The following is a 21,386-nucleotide window of genomic DNA, read 5'->3' as shown; positions in this document are numbered from 1 at the left end:
ATTTACTTACACCAGTGTCAATAACCCGCCGCCGCCTGTCGCCCGAAGCGTCGCGCGATGCCGCGCTGGACGCTGCCCGCGCGCTGCTGGTCGAGGACGGGCCGCAGGCGGTGACACTGAAGGCCGTCGCGGCACGGATCGGGCGGACGCATGCCAACCTGCTCCACCATTTCGGCTCGGCCGCGGGCCTTCAACGTGCGCTGATCGCCAGCATGGCGGGCAAGATCGTCGGCCGCATCGGCGAGGCGGTGCTGCGTGCCCGCGCCGGCGATCACGACCCGCGCGAGGTGGTCGAATTGACCTTCGACGCGTTCGGTCAGGGGGGTGCCGGGGCACTCGCTAGCTGGATGATCCTGTCGGGCAACGAAGACGCGCTCGACCCGATTCTCGAAGCGATACACCGCCTGGTCGACGAACTGGGCGAGGATCACGACGCGCAGGAGCGGCCGATCCATGAGGAAACGCTGCAACTGGTGCTGATGGCCTTGGGCGACGCGTTGCTGGGCGGGCCGATGGCTAAGGCGCTGGGTCTGCCGCGGACGAAGGCGCGCGATCTGGCGGCGCAGGCGCTGATGGCGGGGCGGCGGGGGTAGCGCCGCGGGACGACAGGGGCAAAGCCCATGTCGTCGGACGGGCTCCGCCCGCCGGCCGGGCGCGCTCCTGCTGTCGCTTTAGCTTCGCTAAAGCGCTAGGGAGCGCGCCATGCACTTCCTAGACCAAGCTAAGATCTTCGTTCGCTCCGGCACCGGTGGCGGTGGCGCGGTGTCTTTCCGCCGTGAGAAATTCATCGAATATGGTGGTCCCGACGGCGGCAACGGCGGCAAGGGTGGCGACATTGTGTTCGAGGCGGTGGCCGGGCTGAACACGCTGATCGACTTCCGCTACACCCAGCATTTCCGCGCGCCGCGCGGCAAGGGCGGCGCGGGATCGAACATGACCGGCGCCGGCGGCGACGATCTGGTCATCAAGGTGCCGCTGGGCACGCAGGTGATTTCCGAGGACAAGGAGCACGTCCTGCTCGACTTCACCCGCGTCGGCCAGCGCGAGGTGTTCCTGCGCGGCGGCGACGGCGGGCGCGGCAACCTGAGCTACAAGACCTCGACCAACCGCGCGCCGCGTCAGCACGGCACCGGCTGGCCGGGTGACGAGGCGTGGGTGTGGCTGCGCCTGAAGCTGCTCGCCGATGCCGGCCTGCTCGGCTTGCCAAATGCGGGCAAGTCGACCTTCATCAATGCGGTGACCAATGCGCAGGCCAAGGTCGGCGCCTATGCCTTCACGACGACCCGGCCACAGCTGGGCGTGGTGCGGCACAAGGAGCGCGAGTTCGTCGTCGCCGACATCCCCGGCCTGATCGAGGGCGCGGCGGAAGGGGCCGGGATCGGCGACCGCTTCCTCGGCCATGTCGAGCGCTGTCGCGTGCTGCTGCACCTGGTCGACGCGAACGACGAAGACGTCGCGACCAGCTACCGCATCGTCCGCGACGAACTGACCGCCTATGGCGCGGGCCTGGTCGACAAGCCGGTCGTGATCGCGCTCAACAAGATCGACACGCTCGACGACGAACTGATCGCCGCCTTGTCGGCTGAGCTGGAGGACGCCAGCGGCGCCACCGTCATCCCGATGTCGGGCGCCAGCGGCATCGGCGTCGACTGGGTGCTCGACAAGCTGATCGAGGCGATCGGTGACACGTCTGGCTCGGTCGGTCCGGACGACGACGGCGAGGACGAACTGGAATGGTCGCCAGTTTGATCCGATCCGGCGATCTGGTATCGTGCAGGGCATGGCGACCCAACCCGCATACCCCTTGCTGACCGCCAAGGAATTTCTCGAGATCGACTTCGGGGAGAAGAAGGCGGAACTCGACAACGGCGTCATCCGCATGATGGCGGGGGGCACCGCCAGACATTCCCGCGTCCAGACGAATATCCTTATCGCGCTCGGTGTTCGCCTGCGGGGCTCACGTTGCACGCCGTACAATTCCGACATGGCAACGCGCACTCATGAATTGTCGATCCGATATCCTGATGTCAGCGTATTCTGCGGACGAGACAGCGCAGCGGACGACGACGAGAAAGCCTTCGACGATCCGCGCGTGCTGTTCGAGGTCCTGTCGGCCGGCACCGCGCGCACCGACCTCACGGTGAAGCTGGAAGAGTATAAGGCCCTCGACAGCGTCGATACGATCGTTCTCGTCGATATCGCCACCGAACGCTTGCGGATCGTGCAGCGGACGGCTGCGCATGGCTGGAGCGACGTAGTCCACGACGCGCCGGTCGATGTCCCCCTCCCCGCCCTAGACTTCACCATCCCGCACGACGAGATCTTCGCGCGCGATTGAGCGGTCGGCGGGTCCGCGCTATCGACCCGGCGGCATGAGCCTGTTTCCGCCCACCGATTGTCCGCGGCTGATCGTCAAGATCGGGTCGGCGCTGCTCGTCGACGAGGCTGGCGAGGTCCGGCGTGATTGGCTGCGCGGGATTGCCGCCGACATCGCCGCGCGGGCGAAGGTCGGGCAGCGGATCATCGTCGTGTCGTCGGGCGCCATCGCGCTCGGGGCGCGGCGTTTGGGCCTGGCGAAGGGCGGTCGCGCCAGCCTCGAGGACGCGCAGGCAGCCGCCGCGACCGGACAGATCGCGCTGTCGCAGACCTGGGCCGAGGTGCTGGGGGCCGAAGGGCTGACCGCTGCGCAGATCCTCGTCACGCTCGACGACCTCGAGGATCGCCGCCGCTACCTCAACGCCGCCGCGACGCTCGACCGACTGCTGTCGCTCGGCGTCGTGCCGGTCATCAACGAGAACGACAGCGTCGCCACCGCCGAGATACGGTTCGGCGACAACGACCGGCTGGCAGCGCGCGTGGCGCAGGCGGCGGGCGCGCAGGGCGTGATCCTGCTGTCGGACATCGACGGCCTGTACGACCGCAATCCCGCCCTGCCCGGCGCCGTCCATGTGCCAGTAGTCGAGCGGATCGACGCGGGCGTCGAGGAGATGGCGGATACCGGTTCCGCGTCGGGTATGGGATCGGGCGGCATGGTGTCGAAGATCGCCGCCGCGCGCATCGCCAATGCCGCGGGCGCACACCTCGCCATCGCAAGCGGGCGGATCGACCGGCCGCTGTCGACGCCCGCGCGCCACACGATCTTCGTTGCCGAACGCGGCGCGCCGGCGCGTAAGGCGTGGCTGGCCGGCGGCCTGACCGCGAAGGGCGTGATCCATGTCGACGCCGGCGCGGCGACCGCGCTGCGGGGCGAAGCGAGCTTGCTCGCCGCCGGCGTGACGCGCGTCGAGGGCCGGTTCGCCCGCGGCGAGCTGGTCGCGATCCATGGACCCGACGGGCCGATCGCGCGCGGTCTGTCGGAGTACGACGCCGACGACGCCGCGCGCCTGCTCGGGCGGCGGCGCGAGGACCATGCCGCGCTGCTCGGCTACGCGCCACGCGCCGCACTCGTCCACCGCAACCATATGGCGCTGCTGTGAAGATCGCGATCACCGGTGCGACCGGCTTCGTCGGCACGCGATTGGTCGCGGCGGCGGCGGCGGCGGGACACACGATCGCCGCCCTCACCCGTCGTGAGCGGGCGGCGGAGTCCAGCGTGACCTGGGTGACGGGATCGCTCGAAACGCCGGACGCGCTCGCCCGGCTGGTTATCGACGCGGACGTGGTGATCCATGTCGCCGGCGTCGTCAACGCGCCCGAACGCGCCGATTTCTTCACCGGCAACGTCGACGGCACCCGCGCGATCGTCACCGCGGCGAAGGACGCGGGCGTGAGTCGCTTCGTCCACGTATCGTCGCTCGCCGCGCGGGAACCGTCGCTCTCCGCCTATGGCGCCAGCAAGTGCGAGGCGGAGGGGATCGTCGAGGGCTCCGGGCTCGACTGGGACATGGTGCGTCCACCGGCGGTCTATGGTCCGGGCGACATGGACATGCTGGAGCTGTTCCGCATGGCGCGGCGGGGTATCGCGCTGCTGCCGCCCGGCGGGCGGATGTCGGCAATCCATGTCGACGACCTCGTCCGCCTGCTGTTGGCGCTGGCCACGTCACACGCTCAGCATCGCATCTACGAACCCGACGACGATCGGCCGGGCGGCTGGAGCCATGAAGCGTTCGCCCGCGCGATCGGCACCGCGATCGGGCGCGGCATCCGTCCGATCGCCCTGCCCCGCGCGATCCTGCAACTCGCGGCGCGGGTCGACGGGCTGGTGCGCGGCAAGGGCGCACGGCTGACGCCCGATCGCGTCTCCTATTTCTGCCATCCCGACTGGGTGTCCGATCCGCTGCACCGCCCGGCGCCAGACCTGTGGACACCGGCGATCGACACCGCGCAGGGCCTTGCCGACACCGCGGCATGGTATCGCGCCCGCGGCCTGCTATAGCCGCGCCGCAACCGCGCCGCATTTGCCGACGATGAGGATGAGCATGACCGACCGCGCCCAGATATTCGACACCGTCACCCGCCAGATCGAGCCGTTCAACAAGAAGGGCGTGGCGCTGGGCGAGGCGACCACGTTCCAGGGCGACCTGGAGTGGGACAGCCTGACCGTCATGGATTTCGTCGCGGCGATCGAGGACGAATTCGACATCATCATCACGATGAACATGCAGGCGGAAATCGAGACGGTCGGCCAGTTGGTCGATGCGGTCGAGAAGCTCCAGAAAGACTGACACGGGCAAGCCTTGGATAGCAATCGATGACCGAAACCGGCCTCCAGACCGAAGCCCCCGCCCCGTTGCCCGCCGCGGGACGCGACCTGATGTCGAAGTTCGACGCGCTGATCGCCGAGCGGCAGGCGCTGATCGATACCGGCGTCACCGATCCGTTCGCGATCGTGATGGAGGAGGTGCGATCCCCGACCCAGGCCGTCATCAAGGGGCGCGAGACGATCCTGCTCGGCACCTATAACTACATGGGCATGACGTTCGATCCGGACGTGATCGCCGCCGGCCATGCCGCGCTCGACCGGTTCGGGTCGGGCACCAACGGCAGCCGCATGCTCAACGGCACGTTCCAGGACCATATCGAGGTCGAGGACGCACTGCGCGACTTCTACGGTGTGTGCGGCGCGATCGTGTTCTCGACCGGGTACATGGCGAACCTCGGCATGATCTCGACGCTCGCCGGCAAGGGCGATTACGTCATCCTCGATGCCGACAGCCATGCCTCGATCTACGACGGCTGCAAGCAGGGCTATGCGGACATCGTCCGCTTCCGCCACAACGACGTCAATGACCTCGACAAGCGCTTGGGTCGCCTGCCGCCGGAAGCGGGCAAGCTGGTCGTGCTGGAGGGCGTCTATTCGATGCTGGGCGACATCGCCCCGCTCACCGAGATGGTCGCAGTCGCCAAGAAGCACGGCGCGATGGTCCTCTCGGACGAAGCGCATTCGATGGGCTTCTACGGCCCCAACGGACGCGGCGTGTACGAGGAGCTGGGGCTGGAGGCCGAGGTCGATTTCGTCGTCGGCACGTTCAGCAAGTCGGTCGGCACGGTCGGCGGCTTCTGCATCTCCAATCACCCGAAGTTCGAGGCGATCCGCCTCGCCTGCCGCCCGTATATCTTTACCGCCAGCCTGCCGCCGAGCGTGGTGGCGACCGCAGCCGCTTCGATCCGCAAGCTGATGACGGCGACCGAAAAGCGCGCGCGCCTCTGGGAGAATGCCCGCACGCTGCACGCCAACCTGCGCGGCCTCGGCTTCCGGCTCGGCACCGAAACCTGTGACAGTGCGATCATCGCGGTGATCCTGGAGGATCAGGAACAGGCCGTCACGATGTGGCAGGCGCTGCTCGACGCCGGGCTGTACGTCAACATGGCACGCCCGCCTGCGACTCCGGCCGGCACGTTCCTGCTGCGCTGCTCGCTGTGCGCCGAACACACGCCTGAGCAGATCGCGCGCGTGACCGCGATGTTCGAGGCCGCCGGTCACGCGGTCGGCGTGTTGCGCTGAACTGAGGAACTGGCCGCTTGCCATAACGGAGCGTTGCGATAACGGTTCCGGAATGAGCGGGCGCGGGTTCTCCGACGGCACGAATTGGGTTCGCCAACGTGGGCGGACGATCATGATGGTGATCGTCGCGATGCTGGGCGCCGGCGTGCTGTTCGCGCTGATCTCGGCCGTCGGCGCCAGCAACCGCGCGCGCGATCGCGCGCTGGAACTGCAATCGCACAGCTATGACGTGATGATCCTGACGCGGTCGCTGGCCGGCACGATCGCGAAGGCGGAGGCGACATTGGGCCGCTTCGTCATCAGCGGGGACCGGCGCATCGGCCTGCGCTTCCAGGAGGGCTGGAACCGTGCGGGGATGCAGATCGACCGTCTCGACACGATGGTTTCCGATAATGTGCGGCAGGATGGGCGGATCGAGGCGTTGCGCAACGCCTATCGCGCGCGCGGCGAGCAGCTGTCGCTGATCGCGCTCAACACCCGCTACAAGAAGAACGACGTCGCCCTCTCCCGCTACTGGCAGGCCAGCGACAATCGCGCGCTGGCCGACATCGACCGGCTGTTGGAGGACTTCATCGCCAGCGAACGCCAGCTGCTGTCGGAACGAAGCGCCGATGCACAGGCGACGATCGATCGCTCCAATGCCGCGGCGAAGGTCTTCACCGGCTTCGGCATGCTCATCCTGTTCGGCGCGATCTGGCTGGGCTGGCTGACCGTGCGTGCGCAGACCGGTCGCGCGATCGCCGCGGCCGAGGCGGAGAGCGAGCGCGAGCGGGCCGAAGAACTGGAGGCCGCCGTCGTCACGGCCACCGCCGAGCTGCACGCCGAAGCCCGCGAGCGCGAAGCGGCGGAGGCCAAGCTGCGCCAGATGCAGAAGCTGGAGGCGGTCGGTCAGCTGACCGGCGGCATCGCGCATGATTTCAACAATATGCTGGCGGTCGTTCTAGGCGGCATCGAACTGGCGCGGCGGCGCTATGCCGAGGGAAGCGGCGAGGTGGTCCGCCACCTCGACAGCGCGGTCGATGGCGCCACCCGCGCGATCGCCCTGACCCGCCGCCTGCTGGCCTTTGCCCGCGCCGAGCCGCTGTCGCCGCAGTCCGTCGACGCCGGCCAATTGATCGCCGGCATGTCCGACCTGATCGACCGGACTTTGGGCGACGCCATCACCGTCGAGGTACTCCGGAACGGCGAGGCATGGCCGGTCTGGGTCGATCGCAACGGCCTGGAGAACACGATCCTTAATCTGGCCGTCAACGCCCGCGACGCGATGGACGGCCGGGGATCGCTGACCATCGCCACCGGCACCGCGAAGCTGGCCGCGGGCGCGATCGGCGCCTGTGCCGCGGGCGACTATGCGACGGTTTCGGTCGCGGACACCGGATGTGGCATGACGCCCGAGGTCATCGAACGCGTGTTCGAACCTTTCTTCACCACCAAGCCGGTCGGCAAAGGCACCGGGCTAGGCCTCAGCCAGATCTTCGGCTTCGTGCGGCAGTCGGGTGGCGAGATCGCCATTGCCTCGGAACCGGGTATTGCCACGACGGTCACCATCTATTTGCCCCGCTATCACGGCAATGCGCCGGCGGCCGCCGCACCGGTCGCCGTCGCGACGGCACCCCGGATCGGCGCAGCGCGCGCGTTGCAGGTTCTCGTCGTCGAGGACGACGTGCGCGTGCTAGCCGCGACGGTCGATACGCTGCAGGAGCTCGGCCATCGTCCGGTCGCCTGCGTCGATCCGATGCAGGCCGAAGAGATCGTTGTCGCCAATCCGGGCATCGATCTGATCGTCTCCGATGTGTTGATGCCGGGCCGGACGGGGCCGGAGGTGATCGACGCGCTGCGCCCGATGCTACCCAGCGCCGGCGTGCTGTTCGTCACCGGCTATGCCGGCGAGGCGGCGGAACGCGAGGGCTTCGGCGGACGCCCGGTACTGCGCAAACCCTATACCATCGCCGCCTTCGAAGCCGCGATCGCGCAGGCGGTGGCCGACGGGCGCGAGCAGGCGCCACCGCACAGCGCCGCCGCCTGAAAAGGGTGGCGCGCACGCCGCGGCGGGCTATAGCGGAGCCTACAACCGCGCAAGGTCGCCCGTCTTCCCCATGAAATCGCTCGATCGCTACATGGCCAGGCTGATCGCGGTGCCGTTGTTCTCGACACTGCTGATCGCGGCGATGCTGTTGGTGCTCGACCGCATGCTGCGCCTGTTCGACTTCGTCGCGACCGAGGGCGGACCGGTCAGCGTGGTGTGGAAGATGCTGGCCAACCTGCTGCCCGAATATCTCGGGCTCGGCATACCGATCGGCGTGATGCTGGGCATTCTGCTCGCCTTCCGCCGGCTCGCGACCTCATCGGAGCTGGACGTGCTGCGCGGCGTCGGCATGAGCTATCCGCAATTGCTGAAGATGCCCTACGTCTTCGCGATCGTGCTGGCGGCGGTCAATCTGGCGATCGTCGGCTATGTACAGCCCAAGGCGCGCTATGCCTATGAGGGGTTACGCTTCGAGCTGCGGTCGGGTGCGCTTGGCGCCTCGATCAAGGTCGGCGAGTTCACGAAGCTCGGCGACAAGCTGACGCTGCGGATCGAGCAGAGTCGCGACGAGGGCGCCGAGCTGAACGGCATCTTCGTCTACGCGACGCCGCGCCCGGGCCAGTGGGTGTCGGTGACGGCGGACAGCGGCAAGTTCCTGCGCACCGACGATCCCGACGTCATCATCTTCCGCTTGACGCGCGGCACGCTCGTCCACTTCGCGCCGGGCTTCGTCCGGCCGCGCGTGCTGACCTTCACCGCGCACGACCTGCCGATCGACCTACCGCGGTTCGAGGCGTTCCGGAACCGCGGCGCGCGCAATCTCGAGCTGACGCTACCCGAACTCGCCGTGCTCGGCCACGACGCGCGTGCCAGCGAGCAGATCCGCGACACCAGCCGTGCCGCCTTCCACTTCCGGCTGGTCGAGGTTGCGACGATGTTCCTGCTGCCGCTGCTGGCGCTGGCGCTGGGTGTGCCGCCCAAGCGATCGACGTCGGCGCTCGGCGTGTTCGTGTCGATCGTGATCCTCGTCGCCTATCACAAGATCAACGAATATGGGCAGAGCGTCGGCGGGCTGGGCCGGGTCGACCCGATCATCGCGCTGTGGGGGCCGTTCGCGATCTTCGCCGGGCTGACGCTCTGGATGTTCTACGTTACCGCATTCGTGCCGGGCGGTCAGCCGATCGGGGCGCTGGAGCGCGCCGCTGGCAAGGCCGCCGGCTGGATCCGCCGCCGCTTCACCTTCGGCCGCCGCCGCGCGTCGGAGGCGCTGACATGACCCTTACCTCGTTCTTCCCGTCGCGCACCGTCACGCTCTACATGGCGAAGACGTTCCTCGTCCGCATCTTCGCGGTCGTGGCGGGCATGGCGCTGATCCTCCAGACGCTCGACCTGCTCAGCGAATCAGGCAACATCCTCGCCCAGCCGGGCAATGGTCAGGCCGAGATCCTGCGCTACGTCTCGCTACGCATGCCGCAGATCGTGTCGTGGCCGATCCTGCCTTTCTCGGTCCTGCTGGCGACGATCATCACTCTGTCGACGCTGAACCAGAACAGCGAGATCATCGCGCTGAAGGCCGCAGGTCTTTCTGCGCATCAGGTGCTGGCACCGCTGCTGGTCGCGGCGCTCGGCGTGTCGATCGTCTCGTTCAGCTTCAACGATCGTATCGTCAGCCGCGCGACCGCGACGCTGGATCACTGGAAGGACGTCGATTACGGTCCGCTGCCGATCGATCGCGGCGATCGCACCAACGTGTGGGTGCGCAGCGGCGACGACCTGATCCGGGTGCAGCATATCCGCGGGCGCGGCGACGCGGCGCAGCTTGGCGGCGTGTCGGTCTATGAGCGCAACGGCGGCGCGCTGGTGTCGATCACCACGGCACCGTCGGGACGGCGCGATGGCGACGGCTGGCGGCTGACCGGGGCGCAGCGGTTCGACGTGGCGGCGGGGCGGCTGCAGGCGATCGACAGCCCGGTTATCGGGCGCGGCGTTCGGCCGGACCAGTTCACGCTGTCGAGCGTCAATGCCGATGGGCTGTCGTTCGGCGCGCTGAAGAGTGCGATCAACGACCTGAGCGAGGCCGGACGCCCGACCAAGGCGCTGGAGGGCACGCTGTGGCACAAGCTGTCGGGGCCGCTGTCCGCGGTGCTGATGCCGCTGCTGGGCGCCGTCGCCGCGTTCGGCGTGGCGCGATCCGGCAAGCTCTTCATCCGTGCGGTCATCGGCATGGCGCTGGGCTTCGCCTATTTCGTCGCCGACAATTTCGCGCTGGCGATGGGCAACCTGGGCGCCTATCCGCCCTTCCTCGCCGCCTGGGCGCCATTCCTGCTGTTCCTGCTGGTCGGCGAAGCGGTGCTGATCCGCACCGAGGAGTAATTTCCGGCCCGTGTTCCTGCCTTGGCAGGGGCACGAACGCTCAACGCTGTCCGAAAGTGCTCCGCACCAAGCGTTCGAGCAGGCCAGGCAAACCGCTGTAGCTCGCCTTGTGATAATGCGAGTCCGCCTCCACCGCCGCCGACAGGCGACGATGCGCCTCGCCCAGCGCGTGATACGGTACGCCCGGCAGCAGGTGGTGCAGCGCATGGTAGCGCAGGCCCACCGGCGCCCACAGCATCGGCAGCAGCGCCGGCGGCGGCACGTTGACCGAATCGAGATACTGCGCGGTCACGCTCATTTGCTCGCCGTCGTTCTCCCACAGATGCGCCACCAGCGTGCGGACCTGGTTGAGCACCATCGTCGCCGACAGCACGCCGAGATAGATGGCGAAGGCGCGCAGCGGCACCACGCCGGTCACGACCAGCGTGACGAGGGTCACCGCCCAAACGCTCGCCGCGATCTCCAGACGCACCCACAGGCGGCGATAGTCGCCGGTCACGTCGCGACGCCGGAACGCCGGGTTGATCGCCAGCGCCGAGAAGCGCGCGGCGATCGTCCGGCGCAATGCCGGGATCGCAATAGACAGCGGCGACAACACCGCGAACCGAAATAGCAGCGCGACCGGACCGAGCGCGGACGCGAGCACGAACAGCGGCACCGACCACGGCTTCATCAGCGCGAGCGGCAGATATTCGGGATCGTCGACGGTACCGTAGCGCGTCTTTGCATGATGCAGCGTATGCACGCCCTCATACATGAAAGACGGGATCAGCAGCGGGATGCCGACCATCAGGTTCCAGCCGAGCCGATAGCCCGGCACCTGACCATGCTTCATGTGGCTGACTTCGTGGATAAAGCTGCCCGCGCGATACAGCGCAAAGACCGCCGCGATGGCACTCACAATCGCCATGGCCGTCGACGGCAGCAGGATCGCCCCGGCCAGCGCGCCATAACCCAACACGACCGACGCGATCGTGTCGCCCCAGTAGATCGCAGGTTTTGCCGCATGCAGGTCGCGGGACAGTTCGGCCGCGGCACGCAGCAGCGCCTTGTCGTCGGCGATCCGGTCAGAGGCAGCGCGCGGCTGTACCGCGGTCCAGCCGGCGGCGGGGCGATCGAGAGTGGCGGTGTTGCTCATGACGGTAACCATTGCCCGAAAATAGTGGCTGGACGGTGGCGATTCGAGGGGCAGACCCGGCCGGGCCTGACGGAAACTTCACTTGCCATGATCGATTCGGCCCGTCACATCGCCGCCGTAAACCTCTCCCAGAAAGGCTGGCATGGCCGATCTCTCCATCCGTCCGATTGCGTCGAAGGCCGATCGCAAGACGTTCGTCGACTTCCCCTTCCACCTCTACGCCAAGGACCCCAACTGGGTGCCGCCGCTGAAGGGCGAGGCGCTGGGCCTCATCACGCCGGAAAAGAACGGCTGGTACAGCCATGCCAAGGCGCAGTTGTTCCTTGCCGAACGGGCTGGAAAGGTGGTCGGGCGCATCTCCGCGCATATCGACACGCTCGCGCTGACGATGCCGGCGGAGCAGGGCTTCGGGCCCGGCACCGGCCAGTGGGGGTTGTTCGACGCTGAGGATGCGGAGACGAGTGCCGCGCTGATCTTGACCGCTGAGGCTTGGCTGCGCGATCAAGGCATGACCCGCGTGCTTGGCCCGATCTCGCAATCGATCTGGGAAGAGCCCGGCCTGCTGATCGAGGGCTTCGATCATCCGCCGACGATCATGATGGGGCATGCGCGGCCCGAATATCGCGGCTGGATCGAGGGCGCGGGTTACGAACCGATCAAGCAGCTGATGACCTATGATCTGGACATCACGCACGAATTCCCGCCGATCGTCCGCCGCATCATCCAGTCGGGCGAACGCAACGAGCGCATCCGCGTGCGCGAGGTGGACAAGACGCGGTTCGAGGACGAGGCGGCAATCATCCTCGACATCCTGAACGACGCCTGGTCGCACAATTGGGGCTTCGTCCCCCTCACGCCGCCCGAGATCAAGGATGTCGGCGTCAAGCTGAAGCCGATCGTCTTCAACGACCTGATTCGCATCGCCGAGGTCGACGGCAAGCCCGTCGCGTTCATGATTACCCTCCCCGACCTGAACGAGGCGATCGCACCGCTGAAAGGTAGCCTGTTGCCGTTCGGCTGGGCGAAGCTGCTGCTATGGCTGCGCGCGCCGAAGGTGAAGACGATGCGCGTGCCGCTGATGGGCGTGCGCAAGGAACTGCAGTCATCGCGTATGGCGAGCCAACTCGCCTTCATGATGATCGAATACATCCGCCGCGCCTCCGTCGCCCGCTACGGCGCGACGCGCGGAGAGATCGGCTGGATCCTCGACGACAATCAGGGAATGCGATCGATCGCCGACATGCTGAACGGGCGAATCAACAAGGTCTATCAGGTCTACGGCAAGGATTTGTAGAGCCTCCAGCTCGCCCTGAGCTTGTCGAAGGGCTACCCTTCCTTGTGCCGCGAGCGCCTCGGAGCGAACGTCAGAACGGGGTTTCACCCCCACCGCAAAGTCAGAACAGGATCGCGCCGCCCGTAACCAGCCGCAGGTCAGGCGTATCCCGGTTCAGCCCGACCACCGCCAGCGCATCGATCTGGAAGCGCTTCGTCGGCTGATAGGCAAGCGACGCCGCGGCGACCGTGTGCGTCGCATGGCGCATCGGATCATCGTCCCGCTCGGCCATCAGTTCGCCGGTCAGCGTGACCTTGTCGGACAGGTCGTAGCCCAGGCCGAGGATGCCGCTGTAGGCGAGATGTCGCCCATGCCCGTCCTGATCCACCGCGGCATCCGCCTCGGTCGTGACATTAAGGTTGAAGCCGCCGCCGATGTCATAGCTGACCGGCAGCACCACGCCCGCCCCCCAGTCGCCGTCGCCGATCGGCGTGCGGCCGACGGGCAGCGTCACGAACGGCTGAACACCGATCGACAACCCCTTGCCGTCGGGATGACTGAGGTTCTGGCGCAAGCCGATCTGCACGTCGCCCACCCCGCGCACGGCGTCGATCGCGCCGGTCAGCGCGTCGCGCGTGCGGACGCGACCGACGGCGGTCCAGCCGATCTGCACTTCGGTCGTGCGCGCGATGCCGATGCGGACGATGGTGTCGGCGGCGACGAAACGATCCTCGCGGCCATCGGCACTGTCGTCCCGCTGCCAGTCGAAAGCCGACCATTCGACCTGCACCTGACCCGGCTTGGTGGTGCAACCCGACGCTCCGAGCGACGGCCTCTGCGGGCAGAAACGAACGTCATCCTGCGCCAGAGCCGGCCCCGCGAACGCGAACGCGGCAGCGGCGAGCGCCCACCGCATCATCGCAGCTTCACCCACGTCGGCGCGTGGTCGCTGGCCTTTTCCCGCCCGCGATAGTCCTTGTCGACACCCGCCCCGACGAAGCGATCCGCCGCCTTCGGACTGAGCAGTAGGTGGTCGATCCGAAAACCGGCATCGCGCTGCCACGCGCCCGCCTGATAGTCCCAGAACGTCCACACGCCGCCGCGCGGAAACTGCGTACGCAGCGCGTCGGTCCAGCCCTGCGCCAACAGGCGGCGATAGCCTTCGCGGCTCTCGGGCTGCATCAGCGCATCGTCCTGCATCGCGCGAACGGAAAAGGTATCGTCGTCGTTGGCGATGACATTGTAGTCGCCCGCCAGCACGACCGCGCGTTCCTCCGCCAGTAGCTCACGCGCCCGCGCCGTCAGCCGCTCGATCCAGCGCAGCTTATAGTCGAATTTCGGTCCCGGCTGCGGATTGCCGTTGGGCAAATAGAGCGAGGCGACGACCACGTCGCCGACCTCCGCCTCCAGATAGCGGCTATGCTCGTCCTCGGGCTCCCCGGGCAGACCGCGCAGGCGCTCGACCGGCTGGGCATCGCGCGCGAGTACGGCAACCCCGTTCCAACTCTTCTGCCCATGCCAGATCGCGCCGTAGCCGGCCGCCTCGATATCGGCGGCGGGAAAGCCCTCGTCCGCCGACTTCAACTCCTGCAGACAAACGATGTCCGGCTTCTGCTCGGTGAGATACTCGATCAGCCGCGGCAGGCGCGCCTTGATGCCGTTGACGTTGTAGGTGACGATCTTCACCGCCGGTCAGACCGAGAAGCTGGTGCCGCAGCCGCAGCCCGACGCCGCATTGGGGTTGGTCACGCGGAACGCCGCCCCGCCCAGGCTTTCGACATAATCGACGCTGGCGCCGCGAACGAGATCGAGGCTGATCGCATCGACGACCAGACGGACGCCCGCCGTCTCGGCCAGCGTGTCGTCGTCCTGCGGCGCGTCGGTCAGTTCGAAGCGATACTGAAAGCCGGAGCAGCCGCCGCCCTCGACCGACAGTCGCAGGATCGCGGGCTTGCCCTGTCGCTCGGCAATGGCAGCGACACGCGCAGCGGCGGATGGGGTCAGGCCGATGTCGGCGGGTGCGATCGTTGCCATGGGTGGCAGATAGGCGCGATCGTGTGGCGCGACAACCGCGCCGGAAGACTTAGCGGCTGGCGGCCGGTCCGCCCATCGCGACCGAATCGGTCGCGGCGACCGTGGGCTCGGCCGGCAGAGCGGTGCCGCCGACTGTCATCAGGAACGGCGCCGGGTTGATCGCGCGGCCATCGACGCGGACCTCGTAATGCAGGTGGCTGCCGGTCGAACGGCCGGTCGAGCCCATCAGGCCGATCAGCTGGCCCTTCACGACCTTCGTATTCGGCTGGACGAGGATCTTCGACAGATGGCCGTAGCGCGTTTCGATGCCCTTGCCGTGGTTCAGCTCGACGAGGTTGCCGTAGCCGCCCGCCCGCTCGGCGCGCAACACCATGCCGTCGGCGGTGGCGTAGATCGGCGTGCCGACCTTGCCCGGAATATCGACGCCGGCATGCATCGCGGCGGTGCCCCGGAACGGGTCCGAGCGGACGCCGAAGTTGCTGGTGAAGACGAGATTGGCGACGGGCTGGATCGACGGAATGGAGATCGACGTCGGCTCGGTGGTGTCGAGCTTCTTCCAGCTCTGGAACAGGGTGCGGTACTGCGCATCGACGATGGCGGTGGTGCCGACTTCGGCAGTCGTGGCGGCGGCGGTCATCGTGACGGGCTCGTAGGGCCCACCCTCTGCCGGGGTCCTTTGCGCAAGGGCGGGAGATGTCACCGCCAGCGTCGCGACGCCCAGGATCAGCTTGAGGACCGGAGGAACCATAGATCGTTACAACCCGCTCATCGTCCATCCCCCGCCCGAAAGCCGGGGTGGATCACCGTCGAAACTGTCAGGAAGGAGCCCCCTCCGGTCTGACAATTGGGTGATGCGTGAGGGTGGTTAATCGAGCAATAGCGCCGGCCGCTCGGCGGGTCAGACCGGCATCGCCGTGCGGCGAGCCGTTGAACCGAAAGCGAATACCCCTGCTGCCAGCGTTTTGCGGGCGGTTGTGCAGGCATCGGCAAGGGTCTGAACGCCGCGGGAATCAGATCGCGCGCGCCGCCGCCAGCACTGCGGCGGCATGACCCGGCACCTTCACCTTGCGCCATGCCTTCGCCAGCCGGCCGCCCGCGTCGAACAGGAAGGTCGACCTGTCGATGCCCATGTATTTCCGCCCGTACAGCGACTTTTCCTGCCATGCGCCGAACGCGTTCAGTACGGTATTGTCGTCATCGTCGCTGGCAAGCGGGACGGTCAGCGCATGCTTGGCGGCGAACTTCGCGTGTTTCGCCGGGCTGTCCTTCGACACGCCGAGCACGGCGATCCCGGCGGCGGCGAAATCGTCGGCGAGCGCTGAAAAATCCTGTGCTTCGCGGGTGCAGCCGGGGGTGTCGTCCCGCGGATAGAAATAGATGACGAAGGGACGCCCGACGAACGACCGCAACGCCAGCGGCTCCTCCGCACCGGTCAGTGTGAGGTCGGGAAGTTTGTCACCCTCGATCATCGCGTCAGCCCTTGTCGATCACGCCCTGCCAGACGGCGGACACCTCCTGCCGCACCGTCTCCAACCGGACAAGCACCGTGTCCCAGTCCGGCAGGTCGAGCGCTTGCGCCACCAGCGCGCGCGTCGCCGCGGCGGCGGGGGGGGCGGCATCGGGCGCGATCAGGCGCGCGGTGACGATCAGCCGCGCGAGCAGGTCGTGCGCCGGGCGCATCGTCGGCGGCATCAGCCCCTGTGCGATCAGCGCGTCGATCGCCGTGCCGAGATGCGGGTCGAAGGCGGTACGCCGATCGAGTTGCAGCGCGTGGACCGCGAACTCCAGATCGACGAGCCCACCGGGCAATAGCTTGGCATCCAGCGGCCCCGCCGGCGGCTTGTGCCCCGCCATCTCCGTGCGCATGCCTGCAGCGTCGGCGACGATGTCGCGATCCGGGCGGTCGCCGTTCAGCACGCGGGCGATGACCGCACCCACCGCCGCCCGCGCCGCGTCGGAACCGAACACCGCACGCGCGCGAGTCAGCGCCATATGCTCCCACGTCCAGGCACTTTCGCGCTGGTAGCGGTCGAACCCGTCGAGCGACACGACGAGCGGCCCCGACGCACCGGACGGCCGCAGCCGCGTATCGATCTCGTACAGCGGCCCCGACGCGGTCGCGACCGACAGGGCCGCGGTCACGCGCTGCGCCAGCCGGTTGTAATAGACGACCGCACCCAGCGGCTTCGCGCCATCGGATTCGGCCGAATAATCGCCGGTGAAGAGGTAGACGAGGTCGAGGTCCGACGCGTGCGTCAGCGCCGCGCCACCCATCCGGCCGAGCGCCAGGATCACCAGTTCGCTGTCCGGCACGCGGCCATGTGCCTGCTCGAACTCGGCGACCGTCGCGCTCGTCAGCACCGCGATCGCCGCCTCGGCCACGCGCGCATAGCCGGCGGACACCGCCAGCGGATCGGCGACGCCGGCGACGATCTGCGTCCCCAGCGCGAACCGCTTCTCGCCCACCACCCGCCGGACGCGGTCGAGCAGGCGCTGGTAATCGTCGTCGCCCTCCCCCCGCGCCATTTCCGCCGCAAGCGCCGCGACATCGCCGGCCGGGTCGAACGCGGTCGCGTCGATCAGCCCGTCGAGCAGATGCGACCGCCGCCCGAGCGCCTCGGCCAACGTGGGCGCATGCGCGAGGATCAGCGTCAGCAGCCGCAGCAGCGCCGGCCGCGCCTCGATCAGCCGCAGGATGTTGATTGCGGTCGGCAGTCGCGACAGCACCGCATCCAGCCGCAGCAACGCCGCGCCTGCGTCGGGCGCCTCGCCCAGCGCCGCGACCAGCGCCGGCAGCACCGCCGCCAGCGCATCCTGCGCCGCCGTGCTGCGCAACGCCGGATAGGTGCCGCCGCGCCAAGTCTCGATCAGCCTTGCCGCCGCCGCCGCATCCGCGAAGCCCGCCGCGGAAAGCTGCTTCTCCAGCGCCGAGCCGCCGACCGCGACCTGCGTCCGCTCCTCGCCGTCCAGCGCGTCATAGACCCGCCCGACCCGCTCGACGTGCGGCGCGAGCAGGTCGAGCAGTGCTGCCCCGGCGGATAGCCCGTGCAGCCGGGCGACGCGGTCCAGCGGCTCGCCCGCATGCGGCAGCGCGTGAGTCTGACGATCGTCGATCATCTGCACGCGGTGCTCGATCGTGCGCAGCAGGACATAGGCCTCGCTGAGCGCCGCCGCGTCGTCGGCGTCGATTCGCCCCGCTGCGGCGAGCGCGGCCAGCGCGTCGCGGGTCGCCGGCGTGCGCAGGGCCGGCTCGCGCCCGCCGTGGATCAGCTGGTGGATCTGCGCAAAGAACTCGATCTCGCGGATGCCGCCGCGTCCGCGCTTGAGGTCGAAACCGGGACCGAAGCGCTGCCCCTGCGCATGATGATCGCGGATGCGGCGGGAGATGCCGCGGATCTCGCGGATCGTGCCGAAATCGAGCGAGCGGCGCCACACGAACGGGCGGACGGCGCTCAGGAACCCCTGCCCCAGCGCGATGTCACCCGCGGCGGCGCGCGCACGGATGAACGCAGCCCGCTCCCACGGCAACGCCATCGACTCGTAATAGCTCAGCGCCGCCTCGATCGGCACAACGATCGGCGTCGCCTCGGGCGACGGCCGAAGCCGCAGGTCGACCCGCAACACATAGCCGTCGCCGTCACGCGCCTGCAGCAACTCGACTACCCGCCGCCCGACACGCACCGCCGCGTCGACCGGCTCGTCGCGTTCGCGGCGCGGCAGCGTTTCAGGATCGAACAGCAGGATCGGGTCGATGTCCGACGAATAGTTGAGCTCGCAACTGCCCTGCTTGCCGAGCGCCAGTGCGGTAAAGCCGACCGGCTCCGCCCCCGGAACGCGCTCGGCGATCGCGACGCGGATGGCGTTGTCCAGCGCGCGGTCGGCAAAGCTGGTCAGCAGTCCCGTCGTCCGCGTCAGATCAAACAGCCCCGACAGGTCGCCGATCGCGACCGTCAGCGCGAACCGCCGCCGGGCCAGCCGCATCGCGGTGCCGGCCGGACGATCGGAATCGAACCGGCACGCAGCCAGTGGATCCGTCAGCCAATCGGGCAGACGATCCGCCGCGTCGCCTTCCCGCGCAAAGGCGTTGGCGAGAAACGGCGACGCCTCCAGCGCCCGGGCGATGGCATCGTCGATGCGGGCCTTATCGGTGTCCACGATGGTCATGGTCGAGCTCGCCGTAACGTAAACACCGCCACGTCATGCAACAAAACCGTAGTATGCGAGTTACTTGCGGCATGGTCGATGCCTACGCCAGCCAAGTTCAGAACCGTCCGGTCATCGTGGCGTCCCCGCGGGCGTGCGATGCGGTCGGCGACAGCTTGCGCCGCATCTACGGCCAGCCGGTCGGCCTGCCGAGCGAACTCGTCAAGCTGCTGCAAAAATTGTCGTAATCGGCAGAAGCGGAGGGGGGCCTGCGTTTCAACGCGACCCTCCACCCTCGCTTCAGACTTTGCGCCCGCCCGGTCCATCACGGCTGAGCGTATCCACTTCACCCATGATCGTGTCCAGCGTGCTCATACTGCCACCGTCGTGATCGCGCCGCGAGGGCAGACGACCTTCGGTCAACAGGCTCTCAAGCGCGACGCGACCGCGCGCGACACGGCTCTTTATCGTGCCGACGGCCACGCCACAGATTTCCGCGGCCTCCTCATAGGCGAACCCACCGGCGCCGACGAGGATCAGCGCCTCGCGTTGCGGCTGCGGGAGGTGCAGCAACGCCCGCTGCATGTCGGTCAGTTCGACATGCCGGTCCTGGCTTGCCGGTGCGGCGAGAATGCGGTCGGCGACTAGGTCGTCCCATTCGCCCTTGAACCGGGCGCGTCGCATCTGAGAAAGGTAGAGGTTGCGCAGGATGATGAAGGTCCACGCGCGCATGTTCGTACCGGCCTGAAACCGCTGACGCGCCGCCCATGCCTTGAGCAAGGTTTCCTGCACCAGATCGTCTGCGACATCTCGACTGCCCGACAACGAGCGGCCGAACGCGCGAAGATGCGGGATGACCTGACCCAGCTGAACCTTGAACTCCGCATCGCTCAACGGAACATGCGGAACAGGCTCGACGGTCGGCGAATCCTGATCGTCGTCTTCGATTGTTTCAGGCGTCATCATCTTCCGTTCGCGGGCGTGACCCGACGATAGCCGATCAGGGGGCGATGCGGCGAGGTCCACAAACATAGGGCCTCTCAGGTCAAAAAGTAGATCAGCGCGAAAACGACGACAACGAGCACGAGCGAAATGCCGAGCACGTACCGCGTCACGCCGGGCGTGGAGCCCGCGCGCGCGCGATCGGTATCGACATGCTGGTGACCCTGGGAATCAATATCGTTCGACATGCATCCTCCAACGGCCAGAAGTCGTTTTGGGTCCGTAATTTTATTCGCCCGCGGTTATTCCGGTGCCGTCGTCGAATCGAAGAACAGTGCCTGGCTGATCGCAGCCTTCACCGTCGCGCGCTGGAACGGCTTGGTGATGAGGAAGGTCGGTTCCGGCCGCTCGCCGGTCAGCAGACGCTCCGGGAAGGCAGTGATGAAGATCACGGGGACGTCAAACTTGGCGAGGATGTCCTTTACCGCATCGATGCCCGAGCTGTCGTCGGCCAGCTGGATGTCGGCCAGCACCAGACCCGGACGATCCTCCATCGCCAGCGCGACGGCCTCGTCGCGGGTAACGGCGACGCCGGTCACTTCGTGGCCCTGGTCGCGCACGATCGTCTCGATATCCATGGCGATGATCGGCTCGTCCTCGATGATGAGGACGCGGGCGCGGGTCTGCGAATCGATCTCGGCCAGCGCCTCGGCGACCAGATCGTCGACCTGCTCGACCGGCTGACGGATCAGATACGCGGTATCCTCGACCGTGAAGCCCTCCATCGCTGTCAGCAGCAGCGCCTGACGCGACAACGGCGCGATCCGCGACAGACGGGCACGCGCGACGGTTTCCTGGTCGGACGAGATGTCGTCGGGCTCGACGCGGTTGTCGGAATGGGTCGACCCCCAGATCGCCTGAAACGTGCGATAGAGACCTAGCCGCGGATCGACGTCGCGAGGGAATTCCTCCGGCGCGGCGACGATCGCCTCCAGGGTCGCACGAACATACTGATCGCCCTCGGACTGGCTGCCCGTCAGGGCGCGGCCGTACCGACGCAGAAAGGGAAGATGGGGGGCAAGCTGCTGTCCGAGCGACATGTGCGGTTCTAACTCCTGGCTTCGCGAAACGCGGCATTCTGCCCCGTTTCGCTGCGTTATTGTCTGTGCAGTGCCGAAAGAGAGTCCCCCTCCCCCGAAATTGCGCCGACCCTTGGAACTAACGAGCGCGTCTTTGGTTTCATCGGCGCTCGCAAGCAAATTTGGTGCTCCCCCGCCGGCGCACGACAGCATGACTTGCGACAGGACGTATTGCCCCGCGATGCGGGTCGACCAGGGGGACATGGTGAGCGCAAGGAAGGACGACCGTACGATGGAGCCGGTCAAATCGACCCGGAACAAGAGCGGTCGAGAAGGCAGCAATGTCGGCGATGCGTTGCGTGCGGTCTATCAGGACGCCATCTCCGAAACCGTGCCCGACGAGATGCTCGATCTCCTGAAAAAGCTCGGCTGAG

23 protein-coding genes are annotated in these 21,386 nt (G+C 67.6%); 13 read left to right on the top strand and 10 right to left on the bottom strand.

The genetic code is table 11. From position 1 onward, the window contains the following. The first annotated feature begins 14 nt into the window (after positions 1-14). The 10 genes from ACX40P_RS05050 (at position 15) to lptG (ending at position 10,343) form a co-directional block, all read left to right on the top strand. Positions 15-593: a TetR/AcrR family transcriptional regulator gene (locus ACX40P_RS05050; RefSeq protein WP_459125180.1), complete on the top strand. Its 579-nt coding sequence runs from the start codon at positions 15-17 to the stop codon at positions 591-593. Positions 594-702: 109 nt separating this feature from the next. Next, positions 703-1,749, top strand: a complete 1,047-nt coding sequence (obgE, locus tag ACX40P_RS05045; protein ID WP_459125179.1) for a GTPase ObgE — start codon at positions 703-705, stop codon at positions 1,747-1,749. A gap of 31 nt (positions 1,750-1,780) precedes the next feature. Beyond that, positions 1,781-2,338, top strand: a complete 558-nt coding sequence (locus ACX40P_RS05040; RefSeq protein WP_459125178.1) for a Uma2 family endonuclease — start codon at positions 1,781-1,783, stop codon at positions 2,336-2,338. Between the two features lie 34 nt (positions 2,339-2,372). Continuing rightward, on the top strand, positions 2,373-3,476 hold the full coding sequence (gene proB, locus ACX40P_RS05035) for a glutamate 5-kinase (protein WP_459125177.1): 1,104 nt from the start codon (positions 2,373-2,375) through the stop codon (positions 3,474-3,476). Continuing rightward, positions 3,473-4,375, top strand: coding sequence for an NAD-dependent epimerase/dehydratase family protein (locus tag ACX40P_RS05030; RefSeq protein WP_459125176.1), 903 nt, complete (start codon positions 3,473-3,475; stop codon positions 4,373-4,375). Before proB ends, ACX40P_RS05030 begins: the two co-directional genes overlap by 4 nt. Positions 4,376-4,418: 43 nt before the next feature. Beyond that, entirely contained in the window at positions 4,419-4,664 is a 246-nt protein-coding gene (locus ACX40P_RS05025) for an acyl carrier protein (protein ID WP_459125175.1), read from the top strand. Positions 4,665-4,690: 26 nt separating this feature from the next. After that, positions 4,691-5,944 carry a serine palmitoyltransferase gene (gene spt / locus ACX40P_RS05020; RefSeq protein WP_459125174.1) on the top strand — a complete coding sequence of 418 codons (1,254 nt, stop codon included), beginning with the start codon at positions 4,691-4,693 and terminating at the stop codon, positions 5,942-5,944. Between the two features lie 112 nt (positions 5,945-6,056). Beyond that, the gene (locus ACX40P_RS05015) at positions 6,057-7,970 is read left to right on the top strand and encodes an ATP-binding protein (protein WP_459125173.1); all 1,914 of its coding nucleotides are present in this window, start codon (positions 6,057-6,059) and stop codon (positions 7,968-7,970) included. Between the two features lie 91 nt (positions 7,971-8,061). After that, the gene (locus tag ACX40P_RS05010) at positions 8,062-9,246 is read left to right on the top strand and encodes an LptF/LptG family permease (protein ID WP_459125172.1); all 1,185 of its coding nucleotides are present in this window, start codon (positions 8,062-8,064) and stop codon (positions 9,244-9,246) included. Further along, positions 9,243-10,343: an LPS export ABC transporter permease LptG gene (gene lptG, locus ACX40P_RS05005; RefSeq protein ID WP_459125171.1), complete on the top strand. Its 1,101-nt coding sequence runs from the start codon at positions 9,243-9,245 to the stop codon at positions 10,341-10,343. The genes ACX40P_RS05010 and lptG overlap by 4 nt, the downstream gene beginning before the upstream one ends. 40 nt (positions 10,344-10,383) lie before the next feature. On the opposite strand, the gene ACX40P_RS05000 is transcribed toward lptG, so the two are convergent. Continuing rightward, positions 10,384-11,481 (bottom strand): fatty acid desaturase family protein, encoded by a 1,098-nt coding sequence (locus ACX40P_RS05000; RefSeq protein ID WP_459125170.1) that lies wholly within the window; start codon positions 11,479-11,481, stop codon positions 10,384-10,386. 142 nt (positions 11,482-11,623) lie between these two features. Between ACX40P_RS05000 and ACX40P_RS04995 the strand changes: the two genes are divergently transcribed. Next, positions 11,624-12,775 carry an N-acetyltransferase gene (locus ACX40P_RS04995; RefSeq protein ID WP_459125169.1) on the top strand — a complete coding sequence of 384 codons (1,152 nt, stop codon included), beginning with the start codon at positions 11,624-11,626 and terminating at the stop codon, positions 12,773-12,775. Positions 12,776-12,875: 100 nt separating this feature from the next. Here ACX40P_RS04995 and ACX40P_RS04990 read toward each other — a convergent pair whose 3' ends face one another. The 6 genes from ACX40P_RS04990 to ACX40P_RS04965 form a co-directional block, all read right to left on the bottom strand. Then, complete coding sequence (locus tag ACX40P_RS04990; RefSeq protein WP_459125168.1) at positions 12,876-13,673, bottom strand: transporter; 798 nt, start codon at positions 13,671-13,673, stop codon at positions 12,876-12,878. Then, a complete protein-coding gene (gene xth, locus ACX40P_RS04985; protein WP_459125167.1) occupies positions 13,670-14,440 on the bottom strand; it encodes an exodeoxyribonuclease III in 771 nt (256 codons plus the stop codon). The genes ACX40P_RS04990 and xth overlap by 4 nt, the downstream gene beginning before the upstream one ends. Positions 14,441-14,446: 6 nt before the next feature. Next, on the bottom strand, positions 14,447-14,788 hold the full coding sequence (gene erpA, locus ACX40P_RS04980; protein ID WP_459125166.1) for an iron-sulfur cluster insertion protein ErpA: 342 nt from the start codon (positions 14,786-14,788) through the stop codon (positions 14,447-14,449). A 49-nt stretch (positions 14,789-14,837) separates the two neighbouring features. Further along, on the bottom strand, positions 14,838-15,536 hold the full coding sequence (locus ACX40P_RS04975) for a M23 family metallopeptidase (protein WP_459125165.1): 699 nt from the start codon (positions 15,534-15,536) through the stop codon (positions 14,838-14,840). A gap of 262 nt (positions 15,537-15,798) precedes the next feature. Then, positions 15,799-16,257 (bottom strand): peroxiredoxin, encoded by a 459-nt coding sequence (locus tag ACX40P_RS04970; RefSeq protein ID WP_459125164.1) that lies wholly within the window; start codon positions 16,255-16,257, stop codon positions 15,799-15,801. A 4-nt stretch (positions 16,258-16,261) separates the two neighbouring features. Then, complete coding sequence (locus ACX40P_RS04965; RefSeq protein WP_459125163.1) at positions 16,262-18,952, bottom strand: bifunctional [glutamine synthetase] adenylyltransferase/[glutamine synthetase]-adenylyl-L-tyrosine phosphorylase; 2,691 nt, start codon at positions 18,950-18,952, stop codon at positions 16,262-16,264. Between the two features lie 53 nt (positions 18,953-19,005). On the opposite strand from ACX40P_RS04965, the gene ACX40P_RS04960 reads away from it, so the two are divergent. Next, positions 19,006-19,179: a hypothetical protein gene (locus ACX40P_RS04960; RefSeq protein WP_459125162.1), complete on the top strand. Its 174-nt coding sequence runs from the start codon at positions 19,006-19,008 to the stop codon at positions 19,177-19,179. Between the two features lie 52 nt (positions 19,180-19,231). Here the strand turns inward: ACX40P_RS04960 and ACX40P_RS04955 are convergent, their stop codons facing one another. The 3 genes from ACX40P_RS04955 to ACX40P_RS04945 all read right to left on the bottom strand — a co-directional run bounded on the left by ACX40P_RS04955 (position 19,232) and on the right by ACX40P_RS04945 (position 20,973). Beyond that, complete coding sequence (locus ACX40P_RS04955; RefSeq protein WP_459125245.1) at positions 19,232-19,897, bottom strand: sigma-70 family RNA polymerase sigma factor; 666 nt, start codon at positions 19,895-19,897, stop codon at positions 19,232-19,234. 74 nt (positions 19,898-19,971) lie between these two features. Continuing rightward, a complete protein-coding gene (locus ACX40P_RS04950; RefSeq protein ID WP_459125161.1) occupies positions 19,972-20,121 on the bottom strand; it encodes a hypothetical protein in 150 nt (49 codons plus the stop codon). Between the two features lie 54 nt (positions 20,122-20,175). Then, on the bottom strand, positions 20,176-20,973 hold the full coding sequence (locus ACX40P_RS04945; protein ID WP_459125160.1) for a response regulator: 798 nt from the start codon (positions 20,971-20,973) through the stop codon (positions 20,176-20,178). Between the two features lie 220 nt (positions 20,974-21,193). Here ACX40P_RS04945 and ACX40P_RS04940 point away from each other — a divergent pair, with 220 nt between their 5' ends. Further along, positions 21,194-21,385: a NepR family anti-sigma factor gene (locus ACX40P_RS04940; protein ID WP_459125159.1), complete on the top strand. Its 192-nt coding sequence runs from the start codon at positions 21,194-21,196 to the stop codon at positions 21,383-21,385. The last annotated feature ends 1 nt before the right edge of the window (position 21,386 follow it).

It is taken from the genome of Sphingomonas sp. RS2018 (assembly GCF_054489605.1).
The sequence above is the reverse complement of the archived record's forward strand: the minus strand, read 5'-3'. Positions and strand labels throughout refer to the sequence as shown.